General features: G+C 37.7%; 21 protein-coding genes. 9 read left to right on the top strand and 12 right to left on the bottom strand.

Features of this window, described 5'->3' with window-relative positions; all coding sequences use genetic code 11:
- Window positions 1–72: 72 nt before the first annotated feature.
- Window positions 73–516: a hypothetical protein gene (locus B9J78_04065; protein ID MBA2124094.1), complete on the bottom strand. Its 444-nt coding sequence runs from the start codon at window positions 514–516 to the stop codon at window positions 73–75.
- Window positions 517–624: 108 nt separating this feature from the next.
- Between B9J78_04065 and B9J78_04070 the strand changes: the two genes are divergently transcribed.
- The 9 genes from B9J78_04070 to B9J78_04110 all read left to right on the top strand — a co-directional run bounded on the left by B9J78_04070 (window position 625) and on the right by B9J78_04110 (window position 9,491).
- A complete protein-coding gene (locus B9J78_04070) occupies window positions 625–1,407 on the top strand; it encodes a hypothetical protein (protein MBA2124095.1) in 783 nt (260 codons plus the stop codon).
- A gap of 34 nt (window positions 1,408–1,441) precedes the next feature.
- A complete protein-coding gene (locus B9J78_04075; GenBank protein ID MBA2124096.1) occupies window positions 1,442–2,950 on the top strand; it encodes a methionine--tRNA ligase in 1,509 nt (502 codons plus the stop codon).
- A 54-nt stretch (window positions 2,951–3,004) separates the two neighbouring features.
- On the top strand, window positions 3,005–4,324 hold the full coding sequence (locus tag B9J78_04080; protein ID MBA2124097.1) for a proline--tRNA ligase: 1,320 nt from the start codon (window positions 3,005–3,007) through the stop codon (window positions 4,322–4,324).
- Window positions 4,278–5,156 (top strand): hypothetical protein, encoded by an 879-nt coding sequence (locus B9J78_04085; GenBank protein MBA2124098.1) that lies wholly within the window; start codon window positions 4,278–4,280, stop codon window positions 5,154–5,156. The genes B9J78_04080 and B9J78_04085 overlap by 47 nt, the downstream gene beginning before the upstream one ends.
- Entirely contained in the window at window positions 5,113–5,772 is a 660-nt protein-coding gene (locus tag B9J78_04090) for a hypothetical protein (protein MBA2124099.1), read from the top strand. The genes B9J78_04085 and B9J78_04090 overlap by 44 nt, the downstream gene beginning before the upstream one ends.
- A 60-nt stretch (window positions 5,773–5,832) precedes the next feature.
- Window positions 5,833–6,480, top strand: coding sequence for a hypothetical protein (locus B9J78_04095; protein ID MBA2124100.1), 648 nt, complete (start codon window positions 5,833–5,835; stop codon window positions 6,478–6,480).
- Between the two features lie 87 nt (window positions 6,481–6,567).
- Window positions 6,568–7,236: a hypothetical protein gene (locus B9J78_04100; protein MBA2124101.1), complete on the top strand. Its 669-nt coding sequence runs from the start codon at window positions 6,568–6,570 to the stop codon at window positions 7,234–7,236.
- A gap of 144 nt (window positions 7,237–7,380) precedes the next feature.
- Window positions 7,381–8,883: a hypothetical protein gene (locus tag B9J78_04105; GenBank protein MBA2124102.1), complete on the top strand. Its 1,503-nt coding sequence runs from the start codon at window positions 7,381–7,383 to the stop codon at window positions 8,881–8,883.
- The gene (locus tag B9J78_04110; protein MBA2124103.1) at window positions 8,868–9,491 is read left to right on the top strand and encodes a phosphoribosylglycinamide formyltransferase; all 624 of its coding nucleotides are present in this window, start codon (window positions 8,868–8,870) and stop codon (window positions 9,489–9,491) included. The genes B9J78_04105 and B9J78_04110 overlap by 16 nt, the downstream gene beginning before the upstream one ends.
- A 7-nt stretch (window positions 9,492–9,498) precedes the next feature.
- On the opposite strand, the gene B9J78_04115 is transcribed toward B9J78_04110, so the two are convergent.
- The 11 genes from B9J78_04115 to B9J78_04165 all read right to left on the bottom strand — a co-directional run bounded on the left by B9J78_04115 (window position 9,499) and on the right by B9J78_04165 (window position 20,358).
- Entirely contained in the window at window positions 9,499–10,299 is an 801-nt protein-coding gene (locus B9J78_04115; protein MBA2124104.1) for a hypothetical protein, read from the bottom strand.
- Window positions 10,247–10,870, bottom strand: coding sequence for a hypothetical protein (locus tag B9J78_04120; protein ID MBA2124105.1), 624 nt, complete (start codon window positions 10,868–10,870; stop codon window positions 10,247–10,249). The genes B9J78_04115 and B9J78_04120 overlap by 53 nt, the downstream gene beginning before the upstream one ends.
- Window positions 10,871–10,951: 81 nt before the next feature.
- Window positions 10,952–11,545: a hypothetical protein gene (locus B9J78_04125; GenBank protein MBA2124106.1), complete on the bottom strand. Its 594-nt coding sequence runs from the start codon at window positions 11,543–11,545 to the stop codon at window positions 10,952–10,954.
- Window positions 11,542–11,901, bottom strand: a complete 360-nt coding sequence (locus tag B9J78_04130) for a hypothetical protein (protein ID MBA2124107.1) — start codon at window positions 11,899–11,901, stop codon at window positions 11,542–11,544. The genes B9J78_04125 and B9J78_04130 overlap by 4 nt, the downstream gene beginning before the upstream one ends.
- A gap of 25 nt (window positions 11,902–11,926) precedes the next feature.
- Entirely contained in the window at window positions 11,927–13,282 is a 1,356-nt protein-coding gene (locus B9J78_04135; GenBank protein MBA2124108.1) for an acetyl-CoA carboxylase biotin carboxylase subunit, read from the bottom strand.
- The gene (locus B9J78_04140; protein ID MBA2124109.1) at window positions 13,283–13,717 is read right to left on the bottom strand and encodes an acetyl-CoA carboxylase, biotin carboxyl carrier protein; all 435 of its coding nucleotides are present in this window, start codon (window positions 13,715–13,717) and stop codon (window positions 13,283–13,285) included.
- Between the two features lie 103 nt (window positions 13,718–13,820).
- Complete coding sequence (locus B9J78_04145; GenBank protein ID MBA2124110.1) at window positions 13,821–15,050, bottom strand: hypothetical protein; 1,230 nt, start codon at window positions 15,048–15,050, stop codon at window positions 13,821–13,823.
- Window positions 15,051–15,136: 86 nt separating this feature from the next.
- Window positions 15,137–16,855, bottom strand: a complete 1,719-nt coding sequence (locus B9J78_04150; protein ID MBA2124111.1) for a type II secretion system protein GspE — start codon at window positions 16,853–16,855, stop codon at window positions 15,137–15,139.
- Between the two features lie 178 nt (window positions 16,856–17,033).
- Window positions 17,034–18,113 carry a type IV pili twitching motility protein PilT gene (locus tag B9J78_04155; GenBank protein ID MBA2124112.1) on the bottom strand — a complete coding sequence of 360 codons (1,080 nt, stop codon included), beginning with the start codon at window positions 18,111–18,113 and terminating at the stop codon, window positions 17,034–17,036.
- A gap of 99 nt (window positions 18,114–18,212) precedes the next feature.
- Window positions 18,213–19,910 carry a type II secretion system protein GspE gene (locus B9J78_04160; GenBank protein MBA2124113.1) on the bottom strand — a complete coding sequence of 566 codons (1,698 nt, stop codon included), beginning with the start codon at window positions 19,908–19,910 and terminating at the stop codon, window positions 18,213–18,215.
- Between the two features lie 112 nt (window positions 19,911–20,022).
- A complete protein-coding gene (locus tag B9J78_04165) occupies window positions 20,023–20,358 on the bottom strand; it encodes a hypothetical protein (GenBank protein MBA2124114.1) in 336 nt (111 codons plus the stop codon).
- Window positions 20,359–20,361 lie beyond the last annotated feature (3 nt).

A 20,361-nucleotide genomic window follows, 5' to 3' on the forward strand; every position in this document is an offset into this window, starting at 1 on the left:
AGTTTTTTAATATTGGGGTTCTCAATTGGCTTATATTTTTATCCCGTTAAAAATCTATTTCTTAAACGGGATCTACTTCCTTAATTTCAGTTCTGTTCCATCTGATGGGCAAAACCTTGTGCGTAACGGATACTGTGCTCCACAAACATGACAAAACATTGGGGTATCCTGCTGTGGTGATAGCTGTGCGGGTTGTTGCTGCACTGTTTCACCCTTCCATTTTAAGGGTGTTCCATCTATAGGGCACACATTTACACCTGCGGTATAGCCTTTCCCACAGGTTGGGCAGAATTTTCTCTCCATCTGCTCACCAATCAATGCTCCTGCTAATCCACCAACACCTGCCCCTATAAGAGCACCTTCTTTAGCCCTGTCCCTCTGATGCCCTATTATTGCTCCAGCACCTGCTCCAAGAGCACCACCTCCAATGGCACCTTTCTGTGTTGTCGTGCAACCTGAAATAAACATAACCCCTGCACTAATACAACATATACCTATTACCAATTTTTTATTCATAACTACCTCCTGTTTGCCAGTGCACCAGTGCACCAGACTATAATTTATTATAATATTAAACCTGGAAAATTCAATTGAAAAAAAAAACAGATATGATAGAGTATTTACATGGTTGATATAATTAAGTTAAGATTAAGAAATATAGATAGAAAAATATGCTGTCTTACAAACGGACTACAGGACTTAAAGCCTGGTAGACAGGTTGTAATACAGGATGAAGGATGTTTTGAGCATGGGAGCATTCTTTCTTATCCTGAAAAAATGTATTCTGAAAAAGGAAAGATCACAAAAAAGGTTATCAGACTCCTTACAGAAAAAGATAAAATCCAGATTGAAGAAAATTCAAAGAAAGCACAAACCGCATTCTTGACCTGCAAGGCTAAAATAGAAGAGATGAAAATGAATATGAAACTTATACATTCGGAGTACTCTCTTGACAGAACAAAACTTGCATTTTATTTTAAGAGTGAAAAAAGGATAGATTTCAGGGAACTTGTCCAAGAACTAAGCACTATGTTTAAAGCAAAGATAGAACTCAGACAGATAGGGGTAAGAGACGAGGCTACCATATACGGTGGTTGTGGAAAATGCGGAAGAGAACTTTGTTGTGCAACATTTTTAAAAGACATTGAGTCTGTAACAATGCGGTTGGCAAGGGACCAGAACCTGCCGCTTAATCCTTCGAAAATATCGGGTATATGTGGCAAACTGATGTGTTGTTTGGAATATGAACATGATGTATATTGTGAACTTTTAAAAGGACTTCCGCATCAGGGTGATATTATAAAAACAAACGAGGGTGAAGGGAAGGTTGTGCAGGTTGATATATTGAAAAGAACAGTGAATGTCTTATTGCAGGATGAAAGACAGATAAATGTAGTATACAGGTGAAGAGAGTGCAGGGCAGGGTGAATGGAAGGGAAAGATGAAAAAGTTTTATGTTACAACCGCTATTGCATATGTAAATGCAGAACCTCATTTAGGTTATGCATATGAGATAATCGCAGCTGATACAATTGCGAGGTATTACAGGCAAAGAGGTGTTTCTACATTCTTTTTAACCGGGACAGATGAACACAGCCAGAATGTAGAAAAAAAAGCAAAAGAGAAAAATATCCCCCCTCTTTTATACTGCAATCATATGGTAGCGTTGTATAAATCAGCATGGGAAACATTCAACATCTCAAATGATGACTTCATTCAAACATCACAACAAAGACATATAAAAGCAACCCAGATATTTATAGAAAAGCTTTTCAAATCCAAAGATATCTATAAGGGTAAATACAGCGGGTGGTATTGTGTGTCCTGCGAGTCTTTTTTAAGTGATGCGGATATAATTGAAGGCAATTGTACAGTCCATAAAAAACCAGTTGAGAAATTAGAAGAAGAAAACTATTTTTTCTCTCTTTCAAGATATAATGGAAAACTCCTGAAATATTTTAATGATAACCCGGAGTTTATAGCGCCTAAACCTAAGTTTAATGAGGTTATGAAAATATTAGAAGGAGGCCTCCAGGACACAAGCATATCCCGCTCCACAACAGGATGGGGAATCCCCTTCCCCGGGGACTCTTCACATGTTGTATATGTGTGGCTTGATGCACTTATAAACTATCTAAGTGGAATAGGATATGGCTATGACGAAGAAAAATTTAAAAAATATTGGCCTTCTGATGTTCATATAATAGGTAAGGATATTATAAGATTCCACTGCCTTTTATGGCCTGCACTGCTGATGTCTGTTGGGCTTGAGACTCCAAAAAAAGTGTTTGTGCATGGATTCTTAAATTTTGGCGGTGAAAAAATGTCTAAAACATCTGGCAACATACTTTCACCGCAAGAGGCAGCAAAAACCTTCGGTGTTGACCCATTAAGATATTTTCTATTAAGGGAAATCCCGTTTGGTCTTGACGGAGATTTTTCCGAAGAATCTTTCTGGAAAAGATATAACAGCGACCTTGCCAACGATTTGGGAAATCTTTTACACAGAACTGTTGCAATGATTGAAAAACATTCTCAGGGCATAGTTCCGGAATCGGTCAACAATTGTCATATGAAACAGATAGCCGAGAAACTACCTTCTAAAATAGATGAGCATATAGCAGAGATTGATTTTGGCGCAGCAATAAAAGATATCTGGGAACTTGTTGAAAGTGCAAACAAATATGTTGAAACAAGCAGACCCTGGGCGCTCTCAAAAGAAGGGAAAAAACAAGAACTTGGCGCCTGCATGGCAAATCTTGCACAATCTTTGGAGATAATTGCCCTTGCTCTATGTCCTTTTATTCCTGATACATCTAAAAAAATATTTGAACAGATAGGGCTTAAAGATCTTCCGCAAACCCTGCCAGAACAGTGGAATAGATGGGAGGGAATAAAAGGCAATATAAAAGTAAAGACTGGAAAACCAATATTCCCAAGGAAAGAGTAGGCAACAGGGCAACAGGTGTTTTGGTGCAATGGTGCTCTGAAGGGTGGGTTAATTATGATGAAATGGTCTGAGTATTTTCTTCCAACACTAAAAGATGCGCCTTCTGATGCAGAAAGTATAAGCCACAAACTAATGTTAAGGGCGGGTCTGGTAAAGAAACTCTCATCAGGTATATATTCTTATCTTCCCTGTGGATTAAAAGTCCTTCAAAAAGTTCAAAACATTGTAAGAGAAAAGATGAACGAGATAGGCTGTCAGGAGATATTGATGCCTGCAATACATCCTATAGAATTATGGCATGAAAGCAAAAGATGGGAACATTTTGAACAGACCCTGTTTCGCCTTAATGATACAAGAGGAGTAACTCCTTTTGTTCTTGGTGCAACACATGAGGTTGTGATAACAGATATCGCACGTTCTGAATTCCATTCATACAAGGACCTTCCCAAAACTTTATACCAGATACAAACTAAATTCAGAAACGAACCCAGGCCGAGATTTGGACTTATAAGATCCAGAGAATTTATAATGATGGATGCATACAGTTTCCACAGAAACGAAGAAGACCTTAATAAAACATACAGCACCATCTATAATGCACATAAGAGGATATTTGAAAAATGTGCAATTGATGTAATAATCATTGAGGCAGATTCAGGACCTTTTGGAGACGGTATATCACATGAATTTATGGTTCTATCAGACTATGGAGAAGACAAGATATTGATATGCAATTTTTGTTCACATTGTGCAGATACAAAGAAGCATCAGATAAAAGAAGGAACACCACTCTGTATAAAATGCGGGAAAGAACTTTCCGTCCAATCTGCTATTGAACTGGACCATATATTCAAATTAGGAACAACCTATAGTGTTCCATTAAAAGCAATGTTCCTTGATGAGGATGGTTCTTACAAACCTCTTGTGATGGGTTGTTATGGAATCGGCATATCAAGGCTTTTAAGTGCAATACTTGAAAAACACAATGATAAGGATGGGATATGCTGGCCATTTTCTGTTGCGCCGTTTGATGTTGTTATAACACAGATAGATGTCCAGGATAAACAAACAGAACAGAGGACAACGGATTTATATAATAAACTTGTTTCAAAGGGTATGGATGTTCTTATTGATGATAGGGATAAAAGGCCAGGGGTTAAATTTAAGGATGCTGACCTTGTAGGATTTCCGATAAGGATTGTCCTTGGTGAAAAGGCGGTAAAAGAAAATAAGGCAGAGGTTTTTAACAGAAAAACAAAAACTGTTAAACTGATGGGGATTGAAGAAGCGGTATCTCAAATATCAGAACTCAAAAAGGGCTATCAAGATGATGGGGAATCAAACAATAATCAACGAACAAAATCCAATAACTAAACCTCCGGATAATAATCGATCGGTAATCAAAGATTTATTGGATAAATTTCAGATAAGAGACCTAAACGATTGGGGCGGGGTTAACGCTGATTTAATTGTTACAGACCCACCGTTTGGAATACAATTCAGCGGCAAAAACACCAACTACCACAGAAATGTTAAAAATGTCGTAGATGGTTATGTTGAATGGAAGGTACCAGAATACGGCTGGAAAACCCAACAATTATTAGATTGTATAAAAAAGAATTTAAAAGAAAGAGGTCAAGCTTTAATTTTCTCCGGATGGAACAATAGTAATATTATTCATGATAGAATTATGAGATTTAACGGATTAACACTCAGAGGAAAAATGTATTGGACTTATAATTTTGCTCCGGTTTGCAGAAAGAAACTATCCCATAATGTATATGAGGTTTATTGGGTAACAAAGGGTGAACAATGGGCATTTCATAATCGATGTAATACTCACCACTGCCGAGGGGGTGAACCGAATTTAACAAATTTAAATTTCAAAAGAGATTACAAGGTCAATATGCCCAAATATCCGACAAGACTTCCCTTTAATCTCCTTCAGTGTTTAATAGAGCATTTTTCTAATAAAAATGATTTAATTTTTGATCCTTTGTGCGGCAGTGGAATGGTGGGAGTAGTTTCTCATATGCTAGAGAGGGATTTTATAATGGGTGATTTAAATCCAAACGGGAAGCTAGTTTTTGAACATTTGTTGGATTATTATCTAAATAAAAATGGTTTAGATCAAGATATTAGATTAAGTACTTGGTGGAAAAATGACCAAAGAAGACTTTTTAAAAATAGCCCAAGAGATATCTAGGGGGTTTAAAAACATTCCTATTCTTTGGGACGGAAGAAAATCTATTCTAGAAATGAAAAAGGCGGGATTTAACCAATGGAAACAGATGGAATGGATTGGTTGGTATTTTCAATTTTTGTGTGAAAAGCTTTTAAAGAGTGTCGTAAAAATCCCGGGCCCAAGATATGGTAATGTTCAATTTGATGGGCTTAGAAAAATACCCTGGGATTTTAAAGCACATGCAATCAATACAAGTAGTCATCAAGTTATTGTAAATGATAGCGAAGCTACGGCTAATGCTATAAATGAATTTGGTTGTGTGGGTTTAATTCTGGCTATGGGGGAAGTGGAATACAATGACGATAAACGGACATTTCAGAAATGGCACGAAGCGCTTAAAGGCGGTAAATCAAAATATGAATTAGAAAGAATTCAAAGAGGCGCTTGGTCAAGATTAAGAAAAGTAGAATTTAGATTGGAACAAATTTCTTTTATCAAAATAGATGATGCAGTTTTGGTTAAATCTGGCGCATTTCAAAGAGATTTCCGCAACGCCGATGGCACCCCAAGAAGAGAAAAGGTTTTAGTGAATTTAGAAAAATTAGAAGAAGAAATAGTGCATTTTCTTGATTTTTAAATAGAAGTAGAATGAATTTTATTTTTGACTTTGACTTGTAATTTTTAAATTAGGAGAAGTATGTATATCATAATTGTTGGTTGCGGACAGTTAGGAGCACAATTGGGTAGACTTCTTTCAAGCGAAGGACATAATGTTGTCATTGTTGATAAGAACCCAGATTCTTTTGAAAGAATTAGTAAAACCTTTAATGGATTAACAATAAGCGGCGATGCCATCAATATTGATGTATTAAAACAGGCTGGCATTGAGAACACAGACGCATTCTATGCGGTAACCGATAACGACAATGCAAATATAATGTCATCCCAGATTGCAAAAAATATATTCAAGATACCCCGTGTTATTGCCCGCGTATATGACCCTGGTAAGGCATCTATATATAAAAAATTTGGACTTGATATTGTGAGCGGAACAACGCTTCTTGCATCTATGATGAGAGATAAACTAAAAGATATGCGTCTGAGCGACAGATTGATAGAAAGCGAATATGTTGGAGTTCTTGAATTTAATGTTGATGAAAACCTGAAAGGCAAAAAAGTTGAAGACATAAATATAACACAGAACTTCCTTATTGTTGTTGTAGAAAGAAGTCAGGAAACCATTATACCCGAACCGAGTTATATACTTGAACAGGATGACAGAATACTTGGAGTTGTAAAAATAGATGCAATTGAAGATGTGAAAAAGAAGCTGGGAATATTATAAGTCCGTATTCCGTATTCCGTAAAAAAAACAGAGTACGGAATACGAGCAACGAAATACGGTATACGAAATCGTGATGCAGAGGTGAATATGTATATTCTTCTTGTAGGTGGCGGAAACGTCGGATATTATCTTGCAAAGCGTCTTGTAGGGGATAAACACACGGTTGTATTAGTAGAAAAAGAGCCTGTTATATGTGAGAAAATAGCGCAAGGTATGGATATACTTGTTATAAACGGAGATGGTTGTGAACCGGATGTACTTAAAGATGCAGGTATAGAGAAGGCTGATGTTATTGCAGCGTTGACAGGAAACGATACCGATAACCTCATAATATCACAGATTGCAAAACAGACATTTAATATATCAAGAACTGTCGCAAGAGTAAATGACCCTGGTAATACACACTCGTTTAGTGAACTCGGGGTTGATGTTCCCGTTGACTCAACTTCCATAATTGCAAAGATAATTGAAGAAGAGGTCTCACTGGAAGATTTTATAACGCTTATGACATTTAAAAAGGGAAAGATTGCGCTTGTGCGTGTGGATTTAGAAAAAACCTCTCCGTCTGTTGGAAAAATGGTAAAAGATATAAACCTTCCCTTAAACTCTGTTCTTGTTTCCATATTAAGAGCCAATGATATTATAATACCCAAGGGGAGTACCATCCTTCAGGAAAGAGATGACATAGTTGCACTAACACCCATAGAAAACGAACAAGAACTCATAACAGCCATCTTGGGAAAAGTGGAAGAATAATGGCAAAGAAAAAGCTTATATTTAATATGTTTGACTTTTTTACCGGTGTTCTTATAGAGTTTGCGTTCTGCACCTTAATAATATTGTTGGGTTTTGCCATAAGCCTGATCGTTTTTTTGTTGTAGTAAATTGAGAGGGTTCTGTATGCTTATCCGCCCGAGATTTATTGACTTTAAGATAATTTTGTATTATCTCTCAAGGGCTATGACTGGTTTTGCCCTGCTGATGTTTGTTCCTCTCATTATCGCGCTTTTGTATTCAGAGACCAACCCCGCCATTGATTATTGTATCGGAATCATTATTACATTAATTGTTGGTATAACAATCCAGACCCTTTTCCACACAAAAGAAGACTTAAACTTTATGCATTCAATGGTTCTTGTATCATTGCTGTGGATTTTTGCTATGTTTTTTAGCGCAATCCCGTTATATTTAAGCGGACATATGGGAAGTTTTCTTGATGCCTGTTTTGAAACAATGAGTGGTCTTACCACAACAGGGCTTTCATTAAGTCAAGACCTTGACCATATGTCAAGGGCACACAACTTCTGGAGACATTTTTTAATATTCATCGGTGGTCAAGGGATAATTGTTGTTGCAATAAGCATTCTTATAAAAAGCACATCAGGCGCAGTAAGGCTTTACATAGGAGAAGCAAGGGACGAAAGACTTATGCCAAATGTGATTCACACTGCAAGGTCTATATGGTTGATAAGTCTGTTTTATCTTATCTTATGTTCATCAATACTTTCAGGGGTTCTGGTTTTAGAGGGGTTTGATATTAAATCCGCAATATTTAACGGAATATGCCTTTTTATGGCAACATTTGATACGGGTGGATTCGGTCTTATGTCACAGAATATCTTATTTTATCATAGCCCGCTCCTTGAAATTACATCTTTGGTGTGTATGCTTTTAGGAGCAATGAACTTTCACCTACACTATAAGATTATGACAGGTGATAGAAAAGAAATTTATAAAAATATTGAAATAAGAACATTTTTTTTATCCATTCTTATTCTGTCTATTTTAGTCTTAATATCTGTACAGATAGCAGGTGAATTTAATACCGTATTTTCTGTCTTTAGGAAAGGATTTTTCCAGATTATATCTGCTCATACAGGCTGTGGACTCCAGACAATTCCCGCATCAGAATTTAAAAATGGCATAGGCTATGCAGGTTGTTTTGCTATTATTATTGCAATGGGTCTTGGGGGCGCAGTAAATTCAACAGCAGGAGGAATAAAATCTCTAAGAATCGGAATTCTATCTAAAGCAATAATCCGTGAAATGAGAAAAATGGTGCTTCCGGAAAGAACAGTCATAATACAGAAGTTCCACCATATAAAAGATATGGTGCTTCAAAGTGAATATGTTAAAGCAGCCGCTCTTATGACCATTTCATATATTGTCCTTATACTTATAGGTTCACTTGCAGGAATGTTTTTAGGATATGGGTTTGTTGAATCCATATTTGAGTCTGCATCCGCTTCCGGCAACGTAGGATTAACCATCGGTGTTACACAGCCATCTATGCACTGGTTTTTAAAAATTGTATACATAGTGCAGATGTTGGCCGGAAGACTTGAATTCTTATCCATATTTTCACTTATAGGGTTTTTTATGTCTATATGGAGGGGAAAGTGAATATTGCAGTATTTTGTTCAGGAGCTGGAACAAATTTTCAAGCCATAATAGATGCCCAGAAACAGGGATTATTAGAAAAAGGACAGGTTGTGCTTATGGTCTGCGACAATCCACACGCACAGAGTATAGAAAGAGCAAAAAAAGAAAATGTCCCCTCTTTTCTTGTCTCTGGAAAATTGTATGAAAATAAAACAGCCCTTGAACTGGCAATAATTAAAAAACTTGAAGAATACAGAATTGAACTTCTTGTGCTTGCGGGATATATGAGACTTCTTTCATTAAATTTTATTAAAAAATATAAGAACAGAATATTGAACATTCACCCTGCGCTTCTTCCTTCATTTCCCGGAACAAAAGCAGTTGAAGATGCCTTAAACTATGGTGTAAAGACCACAGGCGTCACAGTTCATTTTGTTGATCAGGGTATGGACACAGGTCCAATAATACTTCAGGAATCTGTTCCTGTTTATGAGAATGATACAATCCAAACCCTTTCAGAAAGAATACATAAGACTGAACACCGGATATATCCAAAGGTAATAAAACTATTCTGCGCTGGAAGGCTAAAAATTGAAGACAGGAAAGTATCTACCCTACCAACCTCGTAGGTTAAACCTACGAGGTAAGTGAGAGAAAGTTCTTCCGGGTCAAAATCTTCCTGTCCCCTTCCCTTTCAAGAAATGGTGCTGCATCATTAACAACCACTTTCCAGTTTATATTTTTAATGTGCTTTAATAAAATGCTTTTCCAGTTTTTGTTGTTTATTTTTTGCCCTTTCCACTTTGTTTGCTGTAAGGCATTATTTAACAAAACAAAATTCGGAACAGTCCATGATGAGTCTGCAAACATCCATACCAAATCAAATATATCTCTACCCTTTGTATATTTTCTAGCAAGAATTGCATGCAGCTTGCCAGCAAAAAGCGAAGACTTATCATAATGCAAAACATTTAGCATAACATACCGCCTGAAGAGGGTAGTGGTAGTTGTCCCGCCTTCTGGTGGATTGATATCTATTTCAATCTTAACAGACAAAACCTCATCCCTGAGAGGAGAAAGATTAAGTTCATACAAAAGTCCCTGAAAACGGATAAATGCACTTATAACCGGTTTTTCTTGTTTTGTCTTGATAAAAATTTTATAATTTTCCGCTTCAAAATCTTTTCTAATACGATACAAGAATTTATTAAAATCAATCTTTTCAGGCAATACGAGTGAAAAATCCAAATCTTCAGAATACCTTGGTAGGGAATACAAAAACCTCAGGGCAGTTCCACCTACAAAAGCCAAACTCAAAAATGCTTTGCTATCCTGTAAAGATTGTAATAGACGAGCCTGCAGATACTCTATGACAGCGCTCCGTTTAAGCAGAATATTGGGCTGCTCTTTTATAATCTGCCCTAAATATTCTTTCATATTTTTTTACTATTCTTATAAGTTTTGGAATTCCTGATTGTTGAGCAAAAGAGGCGAGAACCTTTGTACTGATAGATTCTAAATTCTGAAGCCTCAATTCTTCAAGATAACCTTCTTTATCAGAATGAGGGGTTAAATAGAACAAATCCAGTAATCCTTTCTCAGGTAATGCAATAAAAACCTTTATACCACCTGACACCTCTACCTCTTGATAGCCCCAGAAAAGTTCTTTTTTGATGTGTTTGAATTGAAATGTTCCAAAAGGGGTGTGTATTTCTTCTGGCCTGCCAGTACTAACACTTGTAATTACCGGCACATATTCAGGGATAAGTCCATAGTGCGAAAGTGCAGACTGCAAGCTTATATAAGACCCGCTTTTTATTCTGTTTGCAGCCATGAATGGATGGGGTTGCAATTCCCTGTATGGTTGTGCCACTGCATAAATCCCTCTTCGCAACTGGATTAATTTTCCTTTTGACACCCATCTTGTCAATTGTTTTCTAACGACAACAGGCGATACCTTCCCTGCTAAAATAAGAGATGATGAAAAAATAGATTCCCCGCTTAACAATCTTAATAGCTCCTCATATTTCATAGCAATAAAATACCATAAATGTCTATTTACTGCAACAAATTTTGGGTTGGTTGTTGTTCATCTATACTCAATCCCCCGAAAGTCTGCCAGAGGCTCTGTTTGCTGTTTTAATTTCTGGGATTCTCTTTTTACAATCTTCATAATATGGATGGATACAAAAACTGGCTCTTCAATACCAAGCATTTCCTGAACCTTGCCTTTAATAAGCCCCTGTATTTTTTCTGTAACATCGGGAATATTTACATCAGACCACAGGGTAATATTGCTTGATATTTCTATTTTTTTTCTTCTTGCAATTACATCCGAACGAATTTCCTTTATTTCAGGAATCTGGGATGATATATCCTTGATAAAACCCTCAACCGCTTTTAGTGATATTATTACCTGTCCATCAGGATTGTTAAAGGCAATTGTTTTTTCTTTTTGAAACCTATGTAAAAGAAGCGAAAGAACAAGAAAACCCATAATAATGATAAATATCCCTATGCTACCTGTTATAATCCTGTATTGTCTTGAAATCTCCACCTCTGCAAGCATTGAAGATAACTGCCCTGAATCAATCCATTGCATTGCAAATGCAATCAAAAACACTGCAAATGCCCAGAATATAATCGTATAAAACATTGTTACAAAAAGATTAAAAAGTCTCACTGTTTCTCCTCTTTTTCCACTTCCACAATATCTACATTTACATCCACTGAAGAAAGATTTGCCATCTTTTCAATTGCGTTTTTGACATTTTCCTGAACTCTATGTGCGATATCAGGCAAATTGGCACCATATTTAGCAACTATTTGGATGGACACCTTTGTATGTTTTTCTGTAAAATGAACCTGAAGGCCGCTTTTAAATCCAGATATACTAAAAAATTTAAGTAGTTTTTCAAAAAAATCTTTCTGTATTCTCTTGACGCCTTCAACAGAATTTGCAGCAATATCTGCAACTGAGACTATTGCCTGCCTTTTTATTCTTATCACACCATAATCAGATTTTTTTGCTTCATACATTGTATTTTCTTTCCCACTAAAAAATCTAACTACCTGACGACTCGCTGAGCAGGTTTTCAACAAAGTCTGTGGCAATCCTGCCTCGCACAAATGCCTGATTTGATAATATTATCTTATGAAAAGGGATTGTTGTTTTTATAGGTGTAATGATTGTTTCATCAAGTGCTCTGTGCATTGTCTTTATAGCATTTGGCCTGTTTTTCCCGTAGACAATAATTTTTGCAAGAAGTGAATCATAATATGAGGGAATTGTATAACCACTATATATGTGGCTATCAACCCTTGTCTGTGGTCCGCCCGGAAGATATAGTTCTTGTATCTTACCCGGACAGGGGATAAAATCTTTTGAAGGATCTTCTGCGTTTATCCTGCATTCTATTGCAGAACCCTGAAATTTTATATCCTCCTGTCTTGTTGTCAATTTTTCACCATAAGCAATAAGTATTTGTTCCTTCACTATATCAACCCCTGTCATAAGTTCTGTCACAGGATGTTCAACCTGAAGTCTTGTATTCATCTCCATAAAATAGAAATTGCCGTTTATATCAAGTAAAAATTCTAGTGTTCCAGCATTTACATATCCAACTATTTTTGCCCCTCTTACTGCTGCTTCACCCATTCTTTTTCTCAGTTTTGGATCCATCGCAGGAGAAGGTGATTCTTCTAACAATTTCTGATATCTTCTCTGTACTGTGCAATCTCTTTCTCCAAGATGGACAACGTGCCCATATTTATCGGCAAGTATCTGAAATTCAATATGTCTGGGCTTCTCAACATACTTTTCAATATATACCGATGGATCGCCGAAAGCGGCCTCTGCCTCTGCCTGCGCTGTCATAAATGCACTCACTAAACGGACATCATTGTGCGCAACACGCATTCCTCTTCCGCCGCCTCCGGCAGATGCTTTTATAATTACAGGATACCGTATTCTCTGGGCAACCTTCAGTGCCTCGTCTTTATCTTTTACAATACATGAACTTCCGGGAATTACAAGAATACCTGCCCTGCGCATTGTTTCTTTTGCAAGCATCTTGTTACCCATCACTTTTATGTTCTCAACAGTTGGCCCTATAAACACAATCCCGCAAGAGTTGCATATTTCTGCAAAGTGTGCATTTTCCGCAAGAAAGCCATAACCGGGATGTATTGCATCCACATCTGTTATTTCTGCTGCACTTATAATAGAAGCAATATTAAGATAACTGTACTTACTTGAAGCAGGACCTATACACACTGATTCATTCGCAAGTCTTACATGTAAAGATTCTGTATCTGCATCAGAGTATACCGCAACCGTCTTTATCCCTAATTCTTTGCAGGCTCTTATTATTCTTACAGCGACCTCACCCCTGTTTGCAATAAGAATTTTATTAAACATTCAAGGTGTCTCTACAAGAAATAATGTCTGACCAAACTCTACGGGTTGAACATTTTCAACAAGTATCTGTTTTATTTTTCCTTTCGTCTCAGATTTTATTTCATTCATAACCTTCATTGCTTCTATAACACATACAACCTGACCAACAGATATATCAGCATTTATATCCACAAAAGGAGCGGCATCAAGAGCAGGGGCCCTATAAAATGTTCCTACCATAGGAGCCTTTATAGGTATAAGATTCTGTGGCGGTTCCTCCTTTTGTTGCGAAACCTGCTGTTCAACTGCCCTTGCAGAAATTCCAGTTGATACTAATGTTTTAGCTTCCCCGGATTTTTTAAGTCTTATCCTTTCACCTTCTGATTCTATTTCCAATTCAATAAGGCTATTTTGATTCATAAGTTCAATAAGTTTCTGTAGTTTTTCCTGTTCCATTTTTTCCCCCGGTTGCAGTGACAGGCAACTGGTGCTCTGGTGCTCTGGTGCCTGGTGCTCTGGTGCTCTGGTGCCCTGGTGCCCTGTCGCCAGTCACCTTGTTTTATCCACCACCTAATGCACCCATTAACTGAACAAGTGGCATAAACATTGCAACAACTATAAATCCAACCACGCCACCCATACCTAAAATTAGAATTGGTTCAAGAAGAGATGTAAGCCCGGCAACAGTAGTATCAACATCATCTTCGTAACTGTCGGCAATTTTTCCGAGCATCTGATCAAGGGCACCTGTTTCTTCTCCGACCTCTATCATACTTACAACAAGTAACGGAAAAATTTTCACCTTTGCCAGTGGCCTGGCAATGGTCTCGCCTTCACGGATATTGTCATGAACAACCCCAAGCCCTTTACTTACAACCTCATTTGCAACCGTGTTTCGGACAATCTGAAGTGCCTGAAGTATTGGAACACCGCTTGTAATAAGTGTCGCCAATGTTCTTGCAAAACGAGCAATCACTATCTTTTGCAAAAGAACACCTATTATCGGAATGTGTAGTTTTAACATATCAATGTAATAATTGATAACAGGGATTTTTACCAAAACCTTAAGCAATATAACCATCCCCACAATTCCGCATATGGCAAAATACCATCTCTCTCTTGCAAAATTACTTATGCTCATTAAAAACAGAGTAATCCCGGGCATCTGAACATCCATCTCTGTAAATATTGTCATAAATTGCGGAACAATAAAAGTTACAAGAAACCCAACAACAATAGTAGCCACACATATAACTGCTGCCGGATATATAAGTGCGGACTTAACCTTTGCAATAAGTTTCCCTGCCTTTTCTGCAAATTCAGCAAGTCTTTCTAATACAACCTCAAGAGAACCGCTAGCTTCGCCTGCTTTTACCATACTTACATACAGCCTAGGAAATACCTTTGGATAAAAGGTAAGAGCCTCAGAGAATGTACTTCCTGTTTCAACTTTTTCTACAAGTCCTGAAAGAACATTTTTTAATCCGCCCGGATTGCACTGGTCCCTTAAAACATTTAAACTTCTAACCAAGGGAAGCCCTGCATCAAGAAGTGTGGCCATCTGTCTTGTAAAAAGTGTAACCTCCTTGGATTTAACACCTGCTCCAATCGTAATGTTTGCAAGTCCCTTGCCCCCGGCCCACCATTTTGTCTTTACCTTATTTATAGTTGTTGTATAAAGTCCTTTGTCTCTTAATTTATTTATAGCCTGTGCAACATTATCCGCATCAATTGTCCCTTGTGCAGCCTTCCCAGCTCTGTCTGCTGATTTATATGTAAATGTAGGCATACCTACCCCCTTGTTTCAGGCAACTGGCAACAGAGCACCAGGCACCAGAGCACCAGAGCACCAGTTGCCTATCACCAATTATTTAATCATCCTGCTAGTTGTGTTTCTCTTATAATCTCTTCTACTGTTGTTGTCCCATCAAATATTTTCATAAGGCCATCCTCTCTGAGGGTGCGCATACCAAACGCTTGCGCAGCCTTTCGCAATTCAGATGTTGAAACCCTTTGTAGAATAAGTTCACGGATTGTATCATTTACAATAAAAAGTTCGCATATTGCAGTTCTTCCAAGATAGCCGGTATTATTGCATCTTTCACATCCTGTGCCATAGTATAGTTTTTTCCCCTCTATATTTTTTCTTGTAAGTCCAAGTTCTTTTAATACATAATCATCAGCCGTATATTCTGTCCTGCAATGTTGACATATTTTACGCACTAATCTCTGAGCAAATATTGCTTCAATAGAAGATGTAATAAGGAAAGGCTCCACTTCCATATCCATAAGACGGGTTATTGTACCCGGCGCATCGTTCGTATGAAGTGTTGAAAATACAAGATGTCCTGTAAGTGAGGCCTGTATAGCAATCTGTGCAGTTTCGGTATCACGAATTTCTCCTACCATTATAATATCAGGGTCCTGCCTTAAAAATGACCTTAAACAGGAAGCAAATGTAAGTTTTATTTTTGGTTTTATCTGAACCTGTATAATACCGGGCATATCGTACTCAACAGGGTCCTCCGTTGTCAATATCTTTACCTCAACAGAGTTGACCTCTCTTAAACACGAATAAAGTGTTGTAGTTTTTCCACAGCCTGTTGGGCCTGTAGCAATTACAATCCCGTTTGGCTTGGCTATTATCTGTCTTAGTTTTAAGAGAACATCTGCCGGGAACCCAATCTGATTAAGATCAAGACTTACAACTGTCTTATCAAGGACTCTTAAAACCACACTTTCACCAAATACTGTCGGAAGCGTAGAAACACGAAAGTCTATATTTTTTTGCCCTATTCGCAGGGGCATATGACCATCCTGAGGAAGTCTTCTTTCTGCAATGTCCATATCTGCCATAACCTTTATACGGCATGTTACGGGGATTGCAAGACGCTTGGGAGGGGGAACCATATCATAAAGAACACCATCTATACGATACCTTATCCTGAATTCGTCCTCAAAGGGCTCAAAATGTATGTCACTTGCATGGTCTTTAACAGATTGTGATAATATCAGAGCTACAAGTTTAACAACCGGTGCCTGTGCAGCCATTTCCCGAAGGCTTGCGATATCCAGTTCTTCTTCTGCGGCGGCGGTTACTTCAGGAATTTCCTGTTCCATTGTAGCAATAAGATCGCTCATTGATTCTACCTCTGTCCCATAATATTTTTGTAAAGCTCTTATGATAGAATCTTCCTTAGCAACCACACTTTTAACCTTACAATCCAACATAAATTGAAGGTCATCCATAATATTTATGTTCAATGGATCTGCTATTGCAATGGCGAGGGTATTGTTTTCAAATCTTACCGGAATAATGTTATATATCTTTGCAACAGATGCCGAAATCTTATCTATAACATTTCTCTGAATTTCTAAATTATCAAGGTCTACTGTTTCAATGCCCGCTTGAAACCCAAGGGCCTGAAGCACATCTTCTTCAGAAACAAATCCCAACTCAATAAGAACTCTTCCAAGAAACTTTCCGGATGTTCTTTGTTCTTCAAGCGCCTGTTCCAGCTGTTTCTCTGTTACAAGTCCCGCCTCTTTTAGCATTCTCCCCAGCGGTCTATATATTCTTCTTTCTTCAACCATATATCACCTAGCACCTATCACCAGGACACCTGTATTTCGTATCCCGTCTTTACAAACGACAGCTTTTACCTGTTATCTGTTGCCAGTTACCAGTCACCTTAACTTTAATCTTCTATCTTCTATCTTCTATCTACTATCTACTATCTACTATCTACTACTATTTACTATCTACTATTTCCTACCTACTTTTTTTCTGCGATATTTCCTTTATCTTTGCCTGCATCTGCTCAGTGTCAAAACACTTTGTTATTGTCTCACCATATGAAATAATACCTCTTCCATATAAATCAAAAAGATGTGCATCAAAGGTCTGCATGCCATATTTTGCGCCAGTCTGTATATCACTTGTAATTCTATATGTTTTTTTATCCCTTATCAAGGCCTGTATTGAAGATGTGGTTATCATAATCTCAAAGGCTGCAACCCTTCCTTTGCCATCTGCTTTGGGAAGTAACTGTTGACATAATATCGCAAGAATACTGGTTGAAAGTTGTGTTCTTATCTGGTCCTGCTGGTGTGTAGGAAATACATCTATAATACGGTCAACTGTCTGTGCCGCACTTACAGTATGAAGTGTTGCCATAACAAGGTGACCTGTCTCTGCTGCCATAACAGCCGCTTCAATTGTGGCAAGATCCCTCATTTCACCAACAAGTACTACATCAGGATCCATACGAAGCGCCCTTACAAGTCCCTCTTTGAAAGACGGAACATCTACCCCGAGTTCTCTCTGGGTAACAAGACCTTTTTTATGCGTATGGTAATATTCTATCGGATCTTCAATTGTAATGATATGACAGTCCCGTTCAACATTTATATAATCAAGCATCGTTGCAAGGGTTGTTGTTTTTCCACTTCCCGTAGGACCTGTTACAAGTATAAGTCCCCTCGGTTTATGTAGTATGTCTTTTATACCTGGTGGAATTCCAATCTGCTCAAAGGTAAGAAGTTTTTTAGGAATCATACGAAGTGCAACCCCAATTGTTCCTTTTTGTTTATGTATTGAAACACGAAATCTTGCAACATCCCCGAATGCAAAACCAAAGTCCATTCCTCCCTGTTCATGAAGTTTCTGCTGATGCTCCGGACTTGTTATAGATTTCATCAATTCTTCTGTATCATCAGGTGTAAGCGACGCGCCAGAGACTCTATGTAATATACCATGTAGACGAAGTGTAGGCGGACTGTCCACAATCAGATGTATATCTGATGCACCCATATCCACACACATCTGAAGAATTTCACTTATATCTGGCATAGACCTCCTTAGAGCACCAGAGCACCAGAGCACCAGAGCACCAGAGCACCAGTCGCCAGTCACCTGTCTTTACTACCTACTACCTACTACCTACTATTTTTACGCTATATCCTGCTGTGTTATACGCAAAACTTCTGGCAGGGTTGTTATCCCTACAAGCACCTTTCTAAAACCATCTTCCCTGAGTGTTTTCATTCCTGCTTCTCTTGCCTTCATTTTTATAACATTGCTCGGAGATCTTTCAAATATCAGTTCTCTTATCTTATCATTCATTATCAGAAGTTCATATATACCTTTTCTTCCCCTGAAACCTGTTTGTGAACACTCATTACATCCCCTGTCCTTATAAATTATCCTGCCTTCTAAATCAGACCTTTTCCAGCCTGCGGCTGCAAGTTCCTGGTCTGTTGGTTCATAAGGTTCTTTACATTTTTCACATATGGTCCGGATAAGCCTTTGTGCAAGGACCGCCTGAACAGCAGAAGCAACAAGATACGGTTTTATACCCATATCAATTAAACGGGTTATGGCACTTGGCGCATCGTTTGTATGAAGTGTTGAAAATACAAGATGCCCCGTAAGTGCAGCCTGTATCCCAACACCAGCGGTCTCATAATCACGCATCTCTCCTACCATAATGACATCAGGCGCCTGACGCAACATAGCACGAAGTCCACTTGCAAATGTAAGCCCTATCTGTGGTTTTACATGAACCTGATTAATGCCTGTTATCTGGTATTCAACAGGGTCTTCTACTGTTATAAGTTTTCTGTTGGGCTTATTTATACTTGAAAGTGCGGCATAAAGAGTGGTTGTTTTCCCACTTCCCGTAGGACCTGTTACAAGAAGTATACCATTGGGTGATTCTATAATTTTTACAAACTTTTCAAGGTCTTCTTCCATAAAACCAAGTTCAGGAAGACTTTTCATCATTCCGGTTTTGTCAAGTATTCTCATAACAATACTTTCGCCATGGATACCGGGTATATCAGACACACGAAGATCAAGCTGCCTTCCGGCAAATACAATCATAATACGTCCGTCCTGTGGAAGCCTTCTTTCTGCAATATCCATACCTGCCATAAGCTTAATCCTTTGCAAAACAGAAGCCTGAAGCCTTCTGGGAGGTGCCGGAATCTCCTGTAACACACCATCTATCCTGAAACGGATACGCAACCTGTTTGAAAGAGGTTCTATATGAATATCAGAAGCTCTTGTCCTGAATGCTTCATGTATAAGAAGTGAAACAAGTTTAATAACAGGAGCTTCTTCTTCTTCAACAGAAACTGTTTTTTCCTCTTCTTTTATTAATGCGAGTTCCTGTTCGGTTAACCCCTGTATCATTGTATCAACTGTCTCTGATACCATTGGATAGTATACCCCAAGACATGTTTTCATATCATCTTCTGTTGACCGAACAACCTCTACATTACATTTTAAAAGCATCCTCAGTTCATCTATCATTACAAGATTATCAGGATCAAATGTAGCAACTGTAAGAGTATTATTTTCAAACTGGACCGGTATAATGCGATAGCGATGGGCAACCTGAGGTGTAATTATGCTTATAACATCAGCAGGTATTTTTAAATCAAGAAGAGAAATTGTCTGTGCCCCAAAATGTGCCGATATTACTTTCAGAACTTCTTTTCTTGAAAGAAAACCCAGTTCAACAAGCACTTCTTCTATGGGACTGTCTTTTTCAGAATGTCCAAGCAACACCTTTTCTGATTGCTTTTTTGTTAATAACCCTAACTTGCGCAAAACATCACATAGTTCTTGCGCAGGCACAGTCATTTTCCCCTCCATTAAAAGGCTATATGGGGTCAACTCTATTTTCTTTTTTTAATAATACTACATTGGTTTTTTAGAGAAAATAGAGTTGACCCCACTAAATGCCTGAATAAACTTATCTTTTAAAAATAACCCAAAATCCCAACATAATAATTATTATTGAAACAATATAAAAATCATAATATCTTATAAAATCCATCATTTTGTTTTTTACCGAATATTTTAAAGATGACAGCACCTCTTCAATAGTTTCTTCACCTGTGAACATAACAGAATTTTTCATTTTTTTTGTGTTATAAATAATGGATTGTATTTTAAGTTTGTCAAAAATGTAATCACCTTTTGCTACCTTGCGGGGTAAAAGTTTTTTACAGACCAGATCCCGAATAGTTTTTTCATCTGTATTAAAAATTTCTGCAACCTGATTTATATTAAAATATGAGTGTCTCATGCT

The organism is bacterium Unc6 (assembly GCA_013626165.1).
GTDB classification, from domain to species: Bacteria; Omnitrophota; Gorgyraeia; order Velesiimonadales; family Velesiimonadaceae; genus Velesiimonas; species Velesiimonas alkalicola.